The organism is Microcoleus sp. FACHB-68 (genome assembly GCF_014695715.1).
Lineage (GTDB): Bacteria > Cyanobacteriota > Cyanobacteriia > Cyanobacteriales > Oscillatoriaceae > FACHB-68.
This window is the reverse complement of sequence record NZ_JACJOT010000018.1, coordinates 395,491-414,985: the sequence shown is the minus strand read 5'-3', so window position 1 is coordinate 414,985 and position 19,495 is coordinate 395,491. Positions and strand designations below refer to the sequence as shown.

Genomic DNA, 19,495 nt, shown 5'->3' with positions numbered 1-19,495 from the left:
AGGAGCGACTTTAATCAGTTCGCCCCACACTTGTATCCCGTACCAATGCCGGCAGCGGTTGAGGTCGGGTTGGTGGCTCCGAAATCTAGATTAAATCAGTCCCACTCGATCTATCAGGATAGTATATGAGCTTGGTGGACATCTTCATCAATCGATCCTTGGAGATGGGGCATGGGGCATGGGGCATGGGGCATGGGGCATGGGGCGAGGGGAAAGTTTGGGGATTTTTGTTGGGAATACAGACAATTATTAGTCGCGGCTTTCTTTAATGTAGGGAATGCCGAGGGCGGCGGGGGGCGTTGATTTGCCGGCTAATCCGACTAACGCTAGAAGTGCGACACAATAAGGCAGCATTACCAAAAATTGATAGGGAATGTTGAGATTAAAAGCTTGAATTCGCAATTGCAACGCTTCTGTTGCACCGAATAACAAGCAAGCAAAGATAGTGCTAACGGGATGCCATCTGCCAAAAATTAGTGCAGCTAGCGCGATAAAACCTTTGCCGGCACTCATATCTTCCGCAAAGAATCTGACATGAACCAACGTTAAATAAGCACCTCCTAAACCCGACATACAGCCGCTAATGATCACACTGAGATAACGAATAAGTGTGACAGGAACACCGGCTGTATCCGCAGCGCGGGGATACTCTCCAACTGCTCTCAGGGATAAACCAAGGCTGGTGTGAAATAAAATATAGGTACTGATAGGAACCAGAAGAAATAAAAAGTAGACAAGCGGATCTTGATTAAAGAGTAAAGACCCAAAAATAGGTAGGTTTTTTAAACCGGCAATCCCGATTAATCCTATTCCAGGGAGTTGCTGATTGCTGCCACCACTAAATACAATTCTTGCTAAGAAAGCAGTTAAGCCGGCTGCCGCTAAATTAATTGCTAATCCTGAGACTAATTGATTGACCCGGAGTGTTACGCACAGATAGGCATGGAGTAAACCTATCATGCCGGCGGCAACAAATGCTGCCAGAATTCCTGCCCAGACATTACCTGTATAAAAAGCTGCCGCTGCACTGGCAAAAGCGCCGGTTAACAGCATTCCTTCTAGCGCAATATTGATGACTCCAGAACGTTCTGAAAAAAGTCCTCCCAAGGCGGCGAATGCTAAGGGGACGGATAGGCGCAAGCTTGCAACTAAGTAATCGGATAAAAAGATTAAGTTGGCGTTGGTTTTAATCATTATTTTTAACCGCAGATAAACGCAGATGTGCGGGGATGATTATTTGCGTTGAGTTTGGGATTTTTTCGGATTTTTTAACCGCAGATGCACGCAGATAAACGCAGATGTGCGCGGATGATTATTTGCGTTGAGTTTGGGATTTTTTAACCACAGATCCACACAAAGCAACACAGATTGATGCAATTATTATCTGCGTTAATCTGCGTTAATCTGCGGTTGTTTTATTCCAATCTTTAACTCTAGGGCGAAACTGATGGCAATGAACAGAATTGTTAATCCCTGAATCGCATAAACCACCGTCACCGGCACTCCGGCGCTGCGCTGCATGACGTTTGCGCCACTGCGAAGTGCTGCAAAAAATAGGGAGGCAAGCACTACACCGGCAATATTCCCGCGACTTAAAAAGGCAATTGCAATCGCGTCAAAGCCATAACCGCCGGAAAACTGAGCGAAAAGCCGGTATTTTACCCCCATTACTTCTCCCGCGCCGGCTAACCCGGCTAAACCGCCGGCTAATGCCATGACGAGTGTGATTGTGCGTTTCACAGAAATGCCGGCATATTGCGCGGCAACAGGGTTGAATCCCACGGCTGTAATTTGATAACCGAGGGGTGATCTTTGCAAAATCAACCATAAAATTATGGCTGCGATTAACCCAATTAAGATGCCGGCGTGGGCTAAACTACCGGGCAAAATAATCGGCAGTTGGGCAGATTTTGCAATGGGGGCGGTGTAAGGGCTGGGTGCTCCTTTTTCCATCAGCGGCCCTTGTACAAGATATCCAATAAAGTTTAATGCAATATAATTGAGCAGCAGTGTTGTAATCACTTCATTCACGCCGCGTACTGCTTTGAGGTAGCCGGGAATAAAACCCCACAATCCCCCTAGCAAAAATCCGGCTAGCAGCGCTAAAGGGATATGAATAAAAGCCGGCAATCCTTGCAGGTACAATCCTGCGATCGCACTTCCCAAACCGCCCAGATAAATCTGTCCTTCGCCGCCAATATTGAGCTGTCCTCCCCGCAATGCTAGCAACACGCCTAAACTGGTTAAGAGTAGCGGTGCCCATTTGGTGAGGGTGTTGCCAAATCCAAAGTAAGTTGTCAGGGATTCTTGAAATAGGGCGCTATAAGCTGTGACTGGATTTGCGCCGGCTAAAACGATCAAGCCGGCACCCACTAGCAGCGCTGCGATGATCGCCACAACCGGCGACAGAAGTGGCAAGAAGATAGGAGGAATAGGAGCGAATTTCATAATTTTGCCCTGAAATCAGGTTCGCTCATATTACCTTTATCTGTATGGGGAGCAAAAGGTTTAGATGCCGTTGCAAACAAAATTAGAAGTGTTTGTTAGTTTAGACTTCAATTGCCCTTAACCTTTAATTCAGTTAACGCAATGATTTCTAAACCGGCATTTCTTCGCGACAGTGGCTGCAAAACCAGTAAAGTTCTGCCGATCGCATCTGACGAACTAAAGTGTTTGAGCAGCAAGGGCAAATACGAGTCATTGTCATAGACTGATCAAGGGTTTTCGCTTCATCCCCTTTGCTCACCTCTGTTTCCGGGTTAGTCAGCCCTTCAATTTGATTGGTTAATAGAGCTGTCATTGTAAAAACCCGATAAGTAAATCCTATTTTCAGTATAAATCACCTTGACTATAAAATAGGGGTTTTGTTATAATCCCGCCTTTTCGTGTTATGTTATGGAAATACTCTAAAGCGGTCGGGTAAGTAAGATGCAGGACTGGATTTTGCCGGCCCCAGCGCAAAGAGTTATCAAAGTGACAGCGAATCACGGCAGCATCGGCAATAATAGTGGCTCAATCGCGCTGTGCGGATCAACGGCATCCGCGCTCAATACAGCTAGCCGATCCAAAACAATAAGGATAAATAAAAATGAAAATTCAAGCAATGGATGTTCAGATCGGAGATCGCATCCTCGCCTATTGTCACCAGAGAAGGCAGACTTGCACGGTGCAAGAGGTACTACAGTCAACCCAAAATAACATTACGTTGACCGTTTCCACTGCTATGCGTTATCGACGAGCCACTTCATGCGTTGTTCAATTCCGTCGTGATGCTTTTGTTGAATTAGCCGTTTAAAATTTATATCCAACAACAGCAATGATTCGCGATAGCTGTTGTTCATTGTTAGCTAGCTAGCTTAAAAAACTTACTTTGCAAATCAATATCGCTCAATCTTAACTGGTTGTGTTCGCGTAGCGTGTTGCAAAGTCACCTATCACTTTTTCTGCAAGGTTGATTTTTTCGATTTAAAACCCACAGCATTCAGAGTTATACTGAGCCGGCTCTGCAAAGGCAATATTCGTCAGGGTAAAATATGATTTTTTGGGTTCAGCACGCTTGTTGAAGTTGACCCCCCGCCATCAAAAATCCCACCTGTTCAACGGTTGCAGTTGCTGCGTCTAAAATTTCGACAAACTCACCTTCATAGATTACCGCAAGGCGATCACTCATTGCCATCACTTCTTCTAACTCTGTAGAAATATAAAGAATTGCCGCACCGCGATCGCGTTCAGCTAGTAACCGTTGCTGCACCGCTTCCGTTGCGCCTACATCTAATCCTCGCGTCGGTTGCATCGCCACAATTAAAACCGGCTCCCCGGCAAGTTCTCGCGCCAGCACGATTTTTTGCTGATTTCCTCCGGATAATTGGCCGGCTTTCACATCAGGATGAGACACGCGAATATCAAAGTTTTGAATACTCGCCGTTGCATGATTTTGGATGGCATCTTGTTGCAAAAAAAAGTTGCGACAAAAAGGCAAACGGTTAAAAGTTTTTAAAATTAAATTCTTGGCAATACTAAATCCCAAAACCAAACCCATTTTCTGCCGGTCTTCGGGAATATAGCCGACTTTAAATTTTTTGCGCCATCGCTGCGTCGGCACCTGCGTTACATCTTCTCCGCACAGTTGAATTTTGCCGGCTGTAACCGTTCTTAATCCCGCAACTGCGTCTGCCAACTCTCGCTGTCCGTTACCATCCACGCCGGCAACTCCTAAAATCTCCCCGGCACACAGTTGAAATGACAAATTTTGAACAGCCGTAAAACCTCTGTCATCGTTAACGTTTAAATTCTCAACATTTAAGACCACCTTTCCGGCTGCCGGTTGAGATTTATTCAACTGCAAAGTAACTGCTCTTCCGACCATTAATTCGGCTAACTTTTGAGCGGTAATGTCTGGCGTTGCGGTTGTAGAAATTACCTGTCCCCGTCGTAATACGGTTACATCGTCGCACAGGCTCATCACCTCGTCTAACTTGTGCGTGATAAAAATAATTGTGTGTCCTTCCGCCTTCAGTTGTCGCAGAATTTTAAATAAAGACTTGATTTCCGATGGAGTCAGTACCGCCGTCGGTTCATCCAAAATCAGCAATTGCGCCTTGCGGTAAAGAACCTTAAGAATTTCCACTCGTTGCTGAGTTCCCACCGGCAAATCCCCCACCTTGGCACTGGGGTCAACTTCTAAGCCATAAGCTTGTGATAATGCAGCGATTTCTTGTTGTTTGGAACGCAAATTCAGACAAAAACTAAAGTCGTTTCCTAAGATAATATTTTCCGTCACCGACAGTTGCGGCACTAGCATAAAGTGCTGGTGAATCATGCCGATCCCTAGCTCAATTGCGGCACTTGGAGATGGGATTTGTATCGGCTTATTTTGTAAGTAAATCTTGCCTGAATCTGGTTTGTATAAACCGCACAGGATATTCATCAACGTTGTCTTTCCCGCCCCATTTTCTCCTAAAAGAGCATGGATCGAGCCGGCAGCCACATTAAGGCTGATGTTGTCGTTAGCAACGAATGTGCCAAAGCGCTTGGTGATTGCCTCCAGATGCAACATTTTATTTTACATAAAGTTAAAAATATCAAACCTAATTTTATTAACTTGGGCCATTTTTTTCTGCCTTACGAGTGTTCATTTGTTGAACTAACTCACCCGAAAAGGTTTTAAACGTTACAAATTTCTGGCTGAGTTCTCTAAATTGCTTTGTTAATCGGGTTCGCTCACTTTTCAGTTGGCTCATTAATTCTTGCCTCATATCCTTGTTTGCCCGCTCTCCTTCAGGACTATATAACTTGAAGGGCAAATCTAACGGACTGCTGCTTAGCTCTTGCTCTTTTAAGTTGGGATCGCTTGTTATAGCGTCTGCGGCTTCTAACATTTCTAAATTGACAAAATTTAATAATTCCCGATCAAGTTCCTCCAGCTCAAGCTGCGTGTAAACTAATTCTTCACGGTAATCCTCAGCACGCTGATGTTCTTCAAGTAGCTCTTGCTTGAGACTTTCCAGTTGTTCGCGCAAAATTTCTACTTCATGTTCTAAAGAAACAATTTTTATATCTTTAGATTGCTCGCTTTCCAAATCCATAACTTATTGAAGAGTTTTACGTTGCCGTTTCCTTGAGACACCAAGTATCCTTACCTCCATTTTGGCACGATTCAAACTGAATTTTGTTGCCGGCAATGGCTGCTTTTGCCGTCAGCGCCTTTGTCTGTATCGCTTCTGGCACAATTGTGCCAAAACGTCCTAAACTCACAATTTCTGGTTTTTCCAATCCTATTAGGTATTTTTGCCCAGTTAATTGCCCTGTTTTTGCCTGTTCTGCTAAATAAGCAATGGCTAAATCAAGCCGTTTTAATGCACTGGTTAAAACCGCTTTTGGGGCGATTTCCAGCTGATCGGTTGTATTACCGAAGGCGTAAACCCCTTTTTCCGCCGCCGTTTGCAATACTGCCGGTGAGGCAACATCGAACCACTGATACAGCACATCCGCACCCGACGCAATTAAAGCCAGCGCCGCTTCTTTCGCCTTTGCCACGTCATTCCAGTCGCCGGTAAAGCTAGAACTGATTTTGATATTCGGTTTCACCGACTGCGCCCCTAATTCAAAACCGCGCAATTCCTGAGTGGTGGCTTCAAAGGATTGGCCGGCAAGATAAGCGAGCTGATTAGATTTGGTCATAGAAGCGCCGATGATGCCGCACAGATAGCTCACCTGCATATGATTAATTCTCAAAGCGGCAATATTTTTGCCGGTTGCCGCACCATTCACTGCCACAAAAAAAGTGTTAGGAAATTGACCGGCAACCTGTTGCACCGCCGCATCAAATTGTCCCCCATGCGCGAAGACCAAATTGTAACCGCGACGCGCAAAATCTGACAGCGCCTCTGCTTGATCCGGTTGTCCTACTTTTTCTACATAAGACGTTTCTGCACCCAGCTTTTGTTTAGTTAGGGTGATTCCTTCATATCCCGACTGGTTCCAAGCGCGATCTGTAATATTCCCTGGTAAAACAATCGCGACTTTAAAATTATTTGTGCCGGCTGATGTTGTTTGGGAAGCGGGATTGGTGCAAGCTTTGAGAAACAAGCTACTGCCCAAGGCAGCGGAACTGAAGCCGATAAATTGACGCCGAGAGTATTTCCTATCCATGCGACCTCTAAAACAGTATCCGTGTTAATGCAATCATCAGTAGGGTGCGTGAGGCACGCAGCCAAAGAGTCTAGCTTGCTGGTGGTTCAGACTTCACAGGATTTTGCAGCCACGCCTCTAACTCTGCCAGTAAACCAGTGCGGGTAGGCTCATCTACAATTGCTTGATTAAAAGCATTTCGAGTCCATCGTGCCAACTCAGTTGCTGTGACATCCCGTTCTGATATTAACCGGCTCATTTCATCTGTCAAATTTACACCGAAAAAACTGGGATCATCGGAATTTACTGTTACAGCGACACCGGCAGCATCTAAAGCTAAGATAGGGTGCTTGTCATAGGCGGAAACATTCTGAAGACGCTCATTAGAGGTTGGACACATTTCTACCAAGACTTTGTGCTTAATCAGCAACTCAACAACTTTTGGGTCTTTGATGGCAGACGTGCCGTGGCCAATTTGCGTTACACCGAGTCCTTCCACTGCCGCTCGAATATTTTCTGGCCCTACCATTTCCCCAGAATGAACTTTTATTTTTTTCCCAGATTCTCGCACGGGTGCGAAAGCTTCACGAAATAAATCTGCCGGCCATCCCGCTTCATCTCCATGCAGGTCAAATCCAGAAATGATAGGAAATGGCAGCAGTTTTTGCACCCAATAAATTGCGTTTTCGACTCCTTGGTTCCGCCCAATTCCCACAATCATTCTAATAATGGTTCCTTGCTCGCGTGCCCGTTCAACTTCTGCTTCTAAAAGATGCAGAACTTCTTCTAGATTCCCACCAACTCGCTCAACAACCGATGCATCAAAGTTCAGTTCTGCATAGCGAATTTTTTGCTGAATGAGCGAGTCCATGACATCGCGAATCACTTCAGCATATCCCGATGGAGTTGCTAACCAAGGATGAATGTAACGCCGAAAGCAATCTTGAAATTCTGCAAACTTCGTAAATCGGAATCCCGGAGCGTAAAAGGGAGGGAAATCTGGCAAATTCAAATTTGTATGCCGGTGTAGTGCCTCTCGGATGCTACTCCAGCGTGGTGAGCCTTCCAGATGAATGTGAAGTTCAGCTTTGGGCATTTCAGAAAGGTTTGAGATATTTTTTGTCTTGCCGGTTTGTGACAGCTCAACCATTTGCCCATTCCTATTTTTGGTTGTTTTTATAAACTCTTTTCGTAAATTCGGTATTTTTTATAAAGCTGTCCCCCCGCAGCTTCAATTAGTTTGCGAGAAGGAAAATTATCTTCCCAAACCCACGAAAGTTCGGCTTGTTTATAAGGTTTTCCTTTTTGAATACCCCCGCTCATTCCTAAGTAAATTAATGCCAAAGGAACCATTTTTCGGCGGTATTCTGGTAGTGAGCAGATGGCAATCACTCTTCCTTGGTCTATCTGCCGGCGATACCAGAGAAATTTGAGGATACCCAGCCAGTTCAATTTACCGGCAACGTGTTTTAAAGGAATATTATAATCCGGCAATCCCATAAAAAAGCCAATCATTTCACCGTTGTATTCAGCAATGGGAAAGACATCCGGATCAACCAGTTGCTGTAGCGATTTCGCTTCTTCTAAAAATTCTGCTTCTGTTCTCGGTGTGGAACTCCAATTATTCGTAAATGCTTTGTTAAATAAATGATAGAGGCTGATACAATCTCGCTCAAATTCTTCGCCTTTTGTTTTGAGTGGGCGAAAAATAACGCCTGATTTACAAGCAATTCGATATGCTTTTTCAAATTCTGCCGGCAGCGGTTTATCTAAAGGAAAATTATAAGCGCAGGCATCTTTGGCTTTTTGCCAGCCATGAAGCTCGATAAATTCTGGATAATAAGAGGGATTATAAGGCATCATCACCATTGGCGGTGAGTCAAAACCTTCGACTAAAAACAGACAATTGTTGTGGGTTGATAAATCAATCGGACCCCGTGCTTCGCTCATGCCTTGCTCTCGCAACCACCGGCAGGCAGCTTCTAAGAGTGATTGGGCGATTTCAAAGTCATTAATGCACTCAAAAAACCCAAATAAACCCAAATTTTTACCTTCGCGTTCAATCAGCCGGTTGTTAATAGCAGCAACAATCCGTCCCACCGGCTTATTTTCTACAAGGGCAATAAATGCTTGCAGCCGGCCATACTGAAAAAAGGGATTACTTGGTGCAAGTTGCTTCGCAATATCGCTGCGTAAGGGCGGCACCCAGTTGGGATCGTTGGCATATACCCGTGCCGGCACATCGAGAAACATTTCCGTCTCTGCCGGCGTTGTGACAGTCCTGATTTCAATTGTTTTTGTCAAATTCATCGCCTTTATCATTTATAATTTTATATAATAGGATAATACATTTTTTTGCTTTTATATATTATCGGTTAACAATTTACTTTTTTGTTTTAATTCTTATTAAATTTTCTTTTCATATTCCACTTTTCCGTATTCAAGTTTAACCAGTCTGTCTGCTGTGAAAAAATATCGGTCATCGTGACTGATTACCAGCACTGTTTTGCCTTTTCTTTTAAGTTCTGGCAAAAGTTGGGTATAAAAAATTTCCTTAAAAACTGGATCTTGATCGGACGCCCATTCATCGAATAGATAAATAGGCCGGTCTTCCAAATAAGCAGTCAGTAAAGCAAGACGCTTGCGCTGTCCTTGAGATAAAGCGGTTGTTGAAAGCACACCATCCTTAACCTCAACTTTATGTTCGAGTTGTAGTTTACTCAGATAGTCTTTTGTTTTAGTTTCTAAATTGGGGTTGCCTAAACCCAAAAGTTTATCGAATATATAAAAATCGGAAAATATCGCAGAAAACTGCTGGCGATACCATTCACGGTTCTGATTGTTGATCGGGGTATTATCAACACGAATTTCGCCGTCTTCAGGGATATAAAGCCCAGCAATCAATTTAGCGAGAGTGGACTTACCGCTGCCGTTACCTCCTACAATAAAAATTAGTTCTCCGGAATGGAAAGTCAGATCGATGGGGCCAAGAATAAAGCTGTCTTCCTCACGCTCTCCCCGGTAAGCGTGAGTTACACCTACCAATTCCAGACGCTGCCAATTTGAGCCGGCAGTAAGGGAAATCGCCGATTCTTCTTCAGCATGAGTGGATAGTAACAATCCCAAAGACTCGATTTTGTTTAGGGCAACTGAGGCTCTACTAAAGTTAGGAAGAATCCCCAGAATTTCTTCTAAAGGTTGCGCCAAATAGAGTGTCGTGAGTGCGAAACCAGACAAAATTGGCGTCTCAATTTTTTGTAAGTTTGGCAGGATGAACACAAGCACGCCAATGGCAATAAAGAATAAAACTCGGCCCCAACTGGCGAGAATAGCATAGACAGTCAGACCTTCAACATTGTGGTGTTGAGAAGATAGGGCGGTATTTTGTAGATCCTCAGATAAAAATGCTTGCCGGCGTTCACGGTGCAATTTGAGTTCTTTTGCCCCTTCAGTCATGGTGCGGAAATGCTTAAATAAACTATCTTGCCGGTCGCGGGCTAGCTTAAGATAATGTACAGCTTTTGCATCTAGCAGTTGGTAGCTGAATATTCCTAATAAGAGAAAACCAACAATGAAAAGGAACACACTCCAAGAGAGCCAGCACAGATAAGCTAAGCAGCTAATTACGATGGCAATATCAATACAGATGAAAGGAATATTGAAAACAACGTTAGCGACCGATTGGATATCGTCAGTGAGGGTGGCTAGGAGGCGAGGCGCACCAATTTGCTCTAACTGATATAAGGGAGTGGCAAGAATCCGCCGGCTCAAAAGCATTCTTAGGTTAAAAATGGCATTTTGAGAAAGACGGATTAACAGAACTTGAGAGGCGAAACTGGTGGTAAGCCTTAAAAAACAAACACCGGCAAAACTCCAAATTAGTGTTGCCGGTAGTTGAGTTTGAGTGATTGCTGTATTGATCAGGGCAATGAGTGCTGCCGCACTCGCTCCACTGAGAATGCCGGCGAGGGCAGCAAGGGCAACGATCGGCCAAGACGTTTGCAGGAGAAGGCGGATCAGGTTCATGCAAAGAGAGCGCTTGTGCTTTCAGTCTAGAACTGTATTCTCGATTTTAGAAATAAAAATTGATTGTCCAGACTTTGATTGGGTGGGCAAACTAGGGTGGAATCCCACAGTTTGCCCACCCAATTTTTAGGCGCTAATTGTTGTTTTGGGTTGATACAGCAAATCCCGCGTTGCCACCATGCCGGCAACCAGACGATCCATTTCCTCTTTCGTATGGAGGGCGTTGGCGGTAATTCGGATACGGGGTTTGGCGATAAACCAGATGGGAGAAACCCAAATCCCGTGTTGTGCCATCAATTGTCTGGCGAATTCCTTGGGATTGATTTCTGCTGGCAAGAGCACCGGCACAACATTCGTTTCGCCAATATTTATAAAATCATTCTCGGCTAAGCGCGAACGCAAATACTGTGTATTTTCCTGAAGGGTTTTCACCAATTCTGGATGTTGGCGAACTTGACGAATGCTTTCCAAAGCTGCAGCCGTTGTCGGCGGTGGCAGGGAAATGGTGCCAATAGAAGTGGGAGAGACATTCAACAGGGGGATGAGTTCAGCCACATGACTGCTAATGGCCGCACCGGCAGAGGCGGCAAACTTAGAGAATGTCGTCATAATCAGCGGGACAATGCCCCGCTCAATCGCGTGTTGAGGCAAAATACCAAAATGTTCGTAAATGCCCCTGCCGGTGGCACCAATGGCACCGCTGGCATGAGCTTCATCCATTACCAACACACTGCCGTCATAATGTTGCAGCACGTCGAGCATATCTGGCAGCGGCGCGATGTCCCCATCCATTGAAAACACAGCATCAGAGATGACCAGAATTCGATCCCCTGGACGAGCATACCGGCGCAACTTGCGAGCCAAATCTTCCATATCGCAGTGCCGGTAAGGCTTGACACGGACACGGGGGCTATTGCCAAACACCTTGCCAGAACGGGTGCCGGCATTGACAACCGCCGCAACAATGCAACCGTGATTCAGAACGTCCGTGAGAATCAACGTCTCGCGGGTATTTTGAAATCCGGGCACTGGAATTGCCAAATGACAGAACGCATCCATTAAGGCTTGCATCGCCATCCAGGCATTTAAAAATAGCTGAGTGTGAGGCAGATGTTTAAACGCCGAAATTTCAGCTTCCAGCTGCCGGTGTAGATCGATGCGCCCACTCAAAACTGAGCAGGAACTGTTCGACGTTCCATATTGAAGAATGCTATCAATTGCCGCTTGGCGTACAGCCGGGTTCTGAACTAAACCTAAGACATCATTCGTGCAGAAAGTCAGAACTGTCTGACGCTTGCCGGTTGTCGCTTCTTCGATCTCTACTAAATTTCCCTGCTTTTGATGACAAATATACTCATCGGGATCTAGCCCACTGTCATACCAGCGCTGAACATACTCTTTGACGACTTGCACTTTAAACTCCCCTCACCTTAGCAGACTGGCAACTGTATTCGAGTAATGCGAAAACGGCTGCTTTCATCCAATTGAAGTTTCTTTTGTTAACTCAGCTTGGCCTGAGGCCATGCCCTTAGACAGCGGAACAGATTCTTTGGAGTTTCCGCTCGCATTGTTTTTCGGTTGACTAGATTTTTGCACAAATTGCTCATACTGCCGAATAATCAACCGTTGAACGGCAATAATCGCTGGATTGATTTCCACATAGCGCCGGCGCGGGTTGGCCAGATAGCTTTGTTGTTCGCTTTCAACCATCTCAATATCTTGGGCAAGAAATTTCAGCAGAAAAAAGCGCTGAAGCAGCGTGCTTAGTAAAGGTTTGAGTGGATTGAGAAGCCATTTTGGCAGGGGAACTTTAAAAAAGAATAGAGCGCAAGACCGGCTTTCTGTTGGACCCACCGGCAACCGCATCAGATACAGCGTGGAAACGCCTTCCAAAGAGCTGTAAAAATTGGGATAGCGGTAATCGGTTGAGACGACGCGGGTGGTCACTTCATTTCCCTTGTCGGTCAAGCCTAAAAACTTGGCCATGCGACTTTTATAGGAGACTTTGTACTCAGCGCAAACCGCTGCGTCCGTCTCCCGCAAACTCAGCAAAACCGGATCGAACCACCCCTGTAAGTTGCGGTGCAAATAACCGTGAAAAACGTCCATTGAATTTTCATTGCACATGGAAAAATGTGCTCTGAAGTAGGCGCTCACCGGCACCATGAACCAGTCAGGATCATCAAATTCTGGCATATCGGGCAGCGCGTAGTTAGCAGCTTCTTCCGAATCGCCAGGAAAGATCCAAATGACATTATATTTTTCCGCAATGGCATAGCTGCGGGCTTTGGCGCAGGGAAGTTTTTGCGTTGGAGGGAGGTAGGGAATGCTGACGCACTGGCCGCTGCCGTCAAATTCCCAGCCATGATACCCACAAGCGAGGTGGCGTCCTTGGACTTGGCCTTTATGCAGGGCGATGCCTTTGTGAGGGCAGACATCCTCTAGGGCGTGGAGTTCGCCGGTTTCATCGCGGTAAACCGCAATCGTTTGTTGCCAAATCACGACCGGCATGATTTGACCGACTCGCAGCCGATCTGCCCAACCAACGCCATACCAATGATTTGGGTTGATTCCGACTTCTCGGACTTGGTTCTGAACTGTCTGGCTTTTTAAAGTTGTAGCCAGTTCCATTAATTGTGCCTCTGTGTTTAGGTATGGGAAAATATTTAGCTTTTGTGTGCCGTGTTCGTCAATCGGTAGCCTTTAAACTTTAAAGTTTAGGCTTGAGACTGTCCGGAGTCTAGCAGAACAAACCTGTGAAAAGTGAAATGTGAAACGTGAAAAGCTTGAAGATTTTACTCCCCAAATCCCAATCAACTAACCCTAACCCACAACCCTCGATGTTGCGAGATCGCCGGCTGCTGTTATTGCTGGCGGCTGGTTCTCTCACCACGATGGCCGGGGGAGTTGTTGCGCCGGTGCTGCCGGAGGTGGTGCAGCAACTTCAACTCAATCCGGTGCTAGCCGGCAATTTGGTCAGTATGCACTGCTTAACAATTGCCTTGTTTAGCCCATTCTTAGGAATTTTAGCTGATCGCTTCAGCCGGCTGAAAGTGCTGGTTCCCTCCTTGATTCTCTACGCGATATTTGGCGTTGCCGGCGCTCTAATGTCCAATTTTTGGCCCCTCTTAGCGACACGGGCGCTGTTAGGGGCAGCCAGTGGCGGCATTGCGGCGGCAAGTCTGGGCTTGCTGGGCAGTTTGTATGAAGAACCGGAACGTTCGCAAGCGATTGGCTACGCCACCAGCACTTTAACGCTTACCGGCATTTTATTCCCACTTCTAGGCGGCTGGGTGGGCGCGTCCCACTGGCAATTTGCCTTCTATCTTTACGCAATTGGGTTGCCCCTGGCGCTACTCGCCTTGTTTTTTCTGCCAGAAAAGCAGCAGCAGCCGGCCAAGGGGTTGGCGTTGGACGGCAAGCAGTTGGGCGCTTTGCTGAAACGCAGCCAGACTTGGCGGTTGTTAGTGACTCTCAGCCTTGCCTCGGCAACCATGTATGCTTTCTTGATTTATGTCCCCCAATATCTCAAACAAACTTTAGCCGCCGGCACGGTTGTTAATGGCATTGTCCTGGCATCCACCGCGATTGGTGCGGCGGTTGTTTCTGCTTTGGGAAGCAGCCGAATTTCCCAAAAATGGGGACTTGATCGGGCCATCGCCCTGGGATTTGGGCTGATGGCTGCGATGCTGGTGGCCATCGCGCAACTGGGCACCCTCAACGCAATTCTGCCGGCAGCCGTGTTTTTTGGGGTAGGGTTTGGTTTGGCCCTGCCGAGTCTTTATGCGGCTTTAGCAAATTTGGCCCCTTCAACGATGCGTTCTAGTTTGCTGGCTGCCGGCACGGGGGCCGGATTTTTGGGCCAGTTTCTTTCGCCGGTGTTTTTAGGGCCGGTGTTGGGTGCCGGTGGCATTGCGGCTGTATTTTATGCGGCGGCGATTGTTGCAATGGTGGCTGGGTTGTTACTGTTTGCTCCCAGCCGGTAATGATTTTTAATTGTCTTCGCTCATTCGGATTTCCTGTTCTATGACTAAGCCGGCAAGAAATTGCCGGTCTTCACTAATATGAGGAAATTTGAGTTGGGAATCGGGAATGCCTTTTTCTATCTGACGCTGGCGCACGATCCCAAAACTTCCGGGTGCTAAAATTCTCAATCTTGGCGGCGGAATCGGATCTTTGCGAGAGATTTCATAGTGAGTATTGACTTCTTGAAGTTTGCGGTCGCAAGTTTCTAAAAAGGCTTGAGGATTCTCCAATTGATAACCGGCAGCGAGTTCGATATTAATTAAATATCGCGCTGGGAAGTCGTTGTCAGATAATGTAATGCAGAAGTCTTCTAAGGGAATCTTAAATTCTTGCTGCAAGGCTTTCATAACTTGTGTGGCGTGAGCTTCGGTTGTCTTTTCGGTTGTGGAGGAAATTTGCCCCGCTCGTCGATAGCGAAAGACAATTAAGGGAGTCGTTTCATAAAATCCCACAACTTCGATGACATCGCCAATATCGTATCGGTAGAAACCGCCATAGTTGGTTGTGAGTATGCGATAGCGCTGGCCGGCTTTAACTTCTGTGGCGAGTAAGGTTTTTGGATGTTCTTCGTCCCACTGATCTTCTGGAATAAATTCAAAAAATCCGCTTTCAATTGCTAAAACGCTGCCATCTGTGTTGACATCTGGATAGATGCTAAACATTCCTTCGGCTGATGAGAAAACAGCCCCAAAAATCGGAGTATTTTCAAAATAAGTAGGGAATCTTTCAAAATAAAAATCTGAGGTTCCGCCGCGTGCGTTGGCAACAAAAGAAATATCTGGCCAAGCGAGTTTGGGAGTGAGCCGGCCTTCAGATTTTAAGATTTCTCGCAACTGACGCGCCCGGTTTGGATTGGCTGACCATTGCTGTTCTAATTGCGCTCTAATTTCGGGTTCCAGTTCTAGCCGGCTGGAGATCGTTCCTTTGTCAATATCTTGAATCAGTTCCTCTGCAAACTTCTCTAAATAATTACAAGTTCGCAAGATTAGCATGGGAAAATTAGCGACCATTCCCCGCATTAAAGGATCGCGTAAAGCAAATAGCAGACAGATATAATGGCGTGCGGGACTGTCAGCAACTTGCAGGGCTTCGTAAGGGTGAGCAAAAAATTGTTTGTAAAGCCGGTTATCCATTCGCAGAACGCCGGCACTTGCAGGACCATAATCAATGCCGCCTTCGGTACGTCCCCAGCGTTGTACGGAGTTGGTGACTAACAGTTTGCCAAACCGAAGTTTTCGCCACTCTAGCGCCTCTATTAAAAACCCCATGCTGGTTAAAGTTGCCTGCCGGACAATGTTTTGTGATTGGCGGGTGGTTGGGATTAGTTTTTTCTTGCCGGTGGAACCGCTGGTGAGTGTTAAATAAACGACGGGTTCAGCGGTTAATATATTTTGCTCACCTTTAGCAATCCGCTCCATTAAGGGTTCATAACTGCTGTAAGGTAAAATTGGGATGCGCTCTCGAAATTGCTCGATAGTTTTGATCTCTCCCAATTGATATTTTCGCCCAAGTTCTGTATCTCGATGCGCTAGCAGCACAGATCGTAAGGATTTCTCCTGCACGGCATCCGTCTTGCCGGTTTGACGAACAAAATTTGCTTTGGCACGTTTAGCCACTGCACTGAGAATGGGCAACATAAAGTTTGGCATTAGAATCTCACACCGCGCATCAAATTTTGGATTTTAGAAGCGATTTATCAAGCCGGCGCTCCTCTCTGCCTTGGTATTTTTTTTAGAATGCAGAGTTTTGTAACTTTGACCTGACAAACACTCTGTTATACCATTTTTTGTGAATTTTGCAAAATTAAATTTTATTCTCTTAATAACAGAGAAAACCATTTGCTATTATTAATTTATTATTTTTGCTAATTAAAAACTATATAGCCGATTGAATCCTAACGATTTTTGTTTTAGTAAAAGCTGTAAAAATTAATCTATAAGTTAATAAATATTTTAAACTTTAACAAGCTGAATCTCATATCATTTCTCAGCTTAATCTGGGACAGGCATTCACGTCGGGGCAAAGCATTTAGGCAAATAAGTTAAACGGTAGAACCATGTTTTTGTGAAGAAAGATTGCTATATATCCGTTTTAGAGTTAAACTTAATTAGTATTAAGTAACTTTTCAGCAATCATCCAACTTTTGTAAGGTAACTGTCCACCTATCCTTAACTTTTATCATAAGAAACGAATCATAACACTGCATAAACTCTACCAACTTTAATTGTGGAATCAATCCATTCAGCACGGGCTTTATCGGCTTCCCATACTTTTTATAAAAATGTTTTGTTAAAACTGAAATTTCAACAAAATATAAGGGCGAATCTGCTCCTAGTTCTTTCAATAAACTGTATAGATATCGTTCCAAATCTTCACAAGATTGGATGCTTGATATCTGTATTGCAGAGTTTGATATAATAACTGGTTCTATGCTTTCTGATTTACATACAGATTCTTCTGAGAATGTTGATTCCTCGCTTTCTGATTTACATACAGATTCTTCTGAGAGTGTTGATTCCTCTGGCTCAAATTCTCCATTTTTTGTAGAGTAAAAAGAAGGGAGCGTTTCAACCAAAGCTATGTAAATCTCCAAAGGGTTTGCTGTACGATATACTCGAAAATCAGGATTATTTGTAAACCATTCTTTTGTAATAGCTAATTGGTATTTAGTACAGCAAATTTTAGCAACCTCAGATAACTTAATCCAGATTTCTCCGTTTTTATGTTGTTCAGTTCTGATAGCTTCTTTTACTAAATTTATGTTCATATATAAACTTTTATTTGTATAAGCTTTTTCGTTTTGATAACCTTTATTACCAAATTTATGTGCATTTCTAAATTATCAATAATTGCCTTACGACTGCTTTAAATTAGGAATAAAATCTTTAGGGGATCGGCAGCCTCATTACAATAGCATCCCATTTTTGTAAATTTGTAGTCCGGGCATCTTGCCCGCTTGTCGTCATTAGGCAGCTTATTGATCTCACTCCAATATTTTGACAAATTTGAGATGCACCCCCTCACTACTATATCAATGCGATAGTTTCAATACTATCGGCGCTTTAATATTCATTACACTACTGTTTTGAGATGCATGGCAGCTTCATTAAGTTTTTGAGTGCCAATTTTTGTTTGACTGATCCCACTTGCTGTCTCAGAAGCTCCCTGATTAATAGCATTCATTGCCTCCACGACTTGCTGAACCGCAATCGCTTGCTGTTTAGAAGTGAGCGAAATTTGCTGGCAACTTTCCACCACCTCATTAATTGCATTCAGCGAAACTTGCTGATTGTTCAAAACAATGTCATTAATGGCTTGAGTCACGCTCGTAAAAACCTCTACAGTTCCTTGAGAAAGTTTAATTCCTTCCTCAGCTTTTCTCGTTCCTTGATCAGTCACTATCACAGTAAAATTAATAGCTTTTTGGATCTCATCAATGAGAACAGTGATTTTATCGGCTGAGATTTTGCTTTGATCGGCGAGTTTGCGAATCTCTGCGGCAACAACACCAAATCCTTTACCTTGCTCTCCAGCACGAACGGCTTCCACTGCTGCGTTGAGTGCTAACATATTTGTTTGATTTGCTAACTGGGTAACTGCATTCGTAATACTGCCGATCTGATTTGCCTGCTGGCTTAAGCGCATAATTTGCTCAGCAATTGCCCCGACATTGTCTTTTAGTGCGTAAATTCCCTCAAGGGTTTGCGTCACCGATTTATTGCCTTCCTCTGCCCGGTTTAAAACTTGATGTGCGCCGGCTGATGCTGATTCTGCTAGCTTTAAAACTTGACGCGCACTTTCGGCTGATAATTCTGCTTGCTGTGCTGCATGACGGGATGACGCGCCCAACTCATCCATTGTCGTCGTTGTTTGATAGACGGAACTCGCTTGCTGTGCTGCTGTACGTTCCTGCTGTTCTACGGTTGCCGCAATTTGCGTTGAAGATGAGGCAATTGAACTAACAGCTTGATTAATCGTATTCGTAATTCCAGAAGAAAGGATTAAAGCAACGGTTATGGCTAAAATAATTAGCAATAATGACCCAACAATAAGTGCATAGAGCAAAAAATTTAAAGCATTTTTTGATTGTGCGGTTTTTTCTTCAAGTTGCTCTTGCTGGAATTCTCTAAAATCTTGACTAATTTCATCAAATTTATTAACAAATTTTGTCCCCTGACCTGTTTTGAATAAAGCGATTGCTTGATTTTGTTTTCCTTGATTAATAAGATTTATTGATTTTTTTGTAAAATTATCATACTCTTTAACTACATCAAGCATTTGGGAAATACGGGTTTTTTGCTCTTTACTCTTTACAATTTCTTCGAGTAAAACTGCTGCCTCACGAGTAGCTTTTAAATTCTGTTGATATTCCTTAATGAATTCATCGTTATTATCAATAACGTATCCCCTATAATTTCGGATCATTGCCTTAGCTTCTGTTTCCAGTTTATTAGCCAATATCAAGACTTTTTGTAGTCTTTCAACTTCTTCAAATGTCTTAAAGACTTGATTTGCTGTTGAGTAAACCAACCCAACCATTAGCATATACAAAAATAAAGGAATAGTAGAGCTAATTAACATTTTTGTTTTTAGATTCATTTTAAATTCCATAAACTCATGCCCTTTACTTCAAATCCAACAATACTAAAATATTTTTTAAAAAATGAGTTTTAAACAATTTTAACTAAAATTTTATAGTTGAATTGAATAGTTATTTACAATTTAATATAAAGATAAACATATCCTTGAATTAGTTAACAACAGAACTCCGATTAAAACATTACTCAGATCGACAAGTACACTACTGGAGTCT

15 protein-coding genes and 1 pseudogene are annotated in these 19,495 nt (G+C 44.2%); 2 read left to right on the top strand and 14 right to left on the bottom strand.

Features of this window, described 5'->3' with window-relative positions:
• The first annotated feature begins 125 nt into the window (after positions 1 to 125).
• Positions 126 to 269 carry a hypothetical protein gene (locus H6F73_RS25480; protein WP_190761545.1) on the top strand — a complete coding sequence of 48 codons (144 nt, stop codon included), beginning with the start codon at positions 126 to 128 and terminating at the stop codon, positions 267 to 269.
• On the opposite strand, the gene H6F73_RS25475 is transcribed toward H6F73_RS25480, so the two are convergent.
• The 11 genes and pseudogenes from H6F73_RS25475 to H6F73_RS25425 form a co-directional block, all read right to left on the bottom strand.
• Positions 250 to 1,194, bottom strand: coding sequence for an ABC transporter permease (locus H6F73_RS25475; protein WP_190761544.1), 945 nt, complete (start codon positions 1,192 to 1,194; stop codon positions 250 to 252). The genes H6F73_RS25480 and H6F73_RS25475 overlap by 20 nt on opposite strands.
• A 195-nt stretch (positions 1,195 to 1,389) precedes the next feature.
• Positions 1,390 to 2,448: an ABC transporter permease gene (locus H6F73_RS25470; protein WP_190761543.1), complete on the bottom strand. Its 1,059-nt coding sequence runs from the start codon at positions 2,446 to 2,448 to the stop codon at positions 1,390 to 1,392.
• Positions 2,449 to 2,596: 148 nt separating this feature from the next.
• Positions 2,597 to 2,800 (bottom strand): hypothetical protein, encoded by a 204-nt coding sequence (locus tag H6F73_RS25465; protein WP_190761626.1) that lies wholly within the window; start codon positions 2,798 to 2,800, stop codon positions 2,597 to 2,599.
• A gap of 747 nt (positions 2,801 to 3,547) precedes the next feature.
• Positions 3,548 to 5,056 carry an ABC transporter ATP-binding protein gene (locus tag H6F73_RS25460; protein ID WP_190761542.1) on the bottom strand — a complete coding sequence of 503 codons (1,509 nt, stop codon included), beginning with the start codon at positions 5,054 to 5,056 and terminating at the stop codon, positions 3,548 to 3,550.
• Positions 5,057 to 5,096: 40 nt separating this feature from the next.
• Positions 5,097 to 5,585: a hypothetical protein gene (locus tag H6F73_RS25455; RefSeq protein WP_190761541.1), complete on the bottom strand. Its 489-nt coding sequence runs from the start codon at positions 5,583 to 5,585 to the stop codon at positions 5,097 to 5,099.
• Positions 5,586 to 5,601: 16 nt separating this feature from the next.
• On the bottom strand, positions 5,602 to 6,651 hold the full coding sequence (locus tag H6F73_RS25450; protein ID WP_190761540.1) for a BMP family protein: 1,050 nt from the start codon (positions 6,649 to 6,651) through the stop codon (positions 5,602 to 5,604).
• Positions 6,652 to 6,721: 70 nt separating this feature from the next.
• A complete protein-coding gene (locus H6F73_RS25445; RefSeq protein WP_242072652.1) occupies positions 6,722 to 7,780 on the bottom strand; it encodes an adenosine deaminase family protein in 1,059 nt (352 codons plus the stop codon).
• Positions 7,781 to 7,806: 26 nt separating this feature from the next.
• Positions 7,807 to 8,940 carry a hypothetical protein gene (locus H6F73_RS25440; RefSeq protein ID WP_242072651.1) on the bottom strand — a complete coding sequence of 378 codons (1,134 nt, stop codon included), beginning with the start codon at positions 8,938 to 8,940 and terminating at the stop codon, positions 7,807 to 7,809.
• Between the two features lie 96 nt (positions 8,941 to 9,036).
• Positions 9,037 to 10,659, bottom strand: a pseudogene (locus H6F73_RS25435) (cyclic peptide export ABC transporter); the annotation flags it as partial.
• Positions 10,660 to 10,782: 123 nt separating this feature from the next.
• Positions 10,783 to 12,069, bottom strand: a complete 1,287-nt coding sequence (locus H6F73_RS25430; RefSeq protein WP_190761537.1) for an aminotransferase class I/II-fold pyridoxal phosphate-dependent enzyme — start codon at positions 12,067 to 12,069, stop codon at positions 10,783 to 10,785.
• A gap of 63 nt (positions 12,070 to 12,132) precedes the next feature.
• The gene (locus H6F73_RS25425; protein WP_190761536.1) at positions 12,133 to 13,287 is read right to left on the bottom strand and encodes an aromatic ring-hydroxylating dioxygenase subunit alpha; all 1,155 of its coding nucleotides are present in this window, start codon (positions 13,285 to 13,287) and stop codon (positions 12,133 to 12,135) included.
• Between the two features lie 146 nt (positions 13,288 to 13,433).
• On the opposite strand from H6F73_RS25425, the gene H6F73_RS25420 reads away from it, so the two are divergent.
• Complete coding sequence (locus H6F73_RS25420) at positions 13,434 to 14,642, top strand: MFS transporter (protein ID WP_347239614.1); 1,209 nt, start codon at positions 13,434 to 13,436, stop codon at positions 14,640 to 14,642.
• A 6-nt stretch (positions 14,643 to 14,648) separates the two neighbouring features.
• On the opposite strand, the gene H6F73_RS25415 is transcribed toward H6F73_RS25420, so the two are convergent.
• From H6F73_RS25415 to H6F73_RS25400, 3 genes are all read right to left on the bottom strand, one after another.
• Positions 14,649 to 16,331, bottom strand: coding sequence for a GH3 auxin-responsive promoter family protein (locus tag H6F73_RS25415; RefSeq protein ID WP_190761535.1), 1,683 nt, complete (start codon positions 16,329 to 16,331; stop codon positions 14,649 to 14,651).
• 476 nt (positions 16,332 to 16,807) lie between these two features.
• Positions 16,808 to 17,449: a hypothetical protein gene (locus H6F73_RS25405; RefSeq protein ID WP_190761534.1), complete on the bottom strand. Its 642-nt coding sequence runs from the start codon at positions 17,447 to 17,449 to the stop codon at positions 16,808 to 16,810.
• 305 nt (positions 17,450 to 17,754) lie between these two features.
• Entirely contained in the window at positions 17,755 to 19,293 is a 1,539-nt protein-coding gene (locus H6F73_RS25400) for a methyl-accepting chemotaxis protein (protein ID WP_190761533.1), read from the bottom strand.
• Between the last annotated feature and the right edge of the window lie 202 nt (positions 19,294 to 19,495).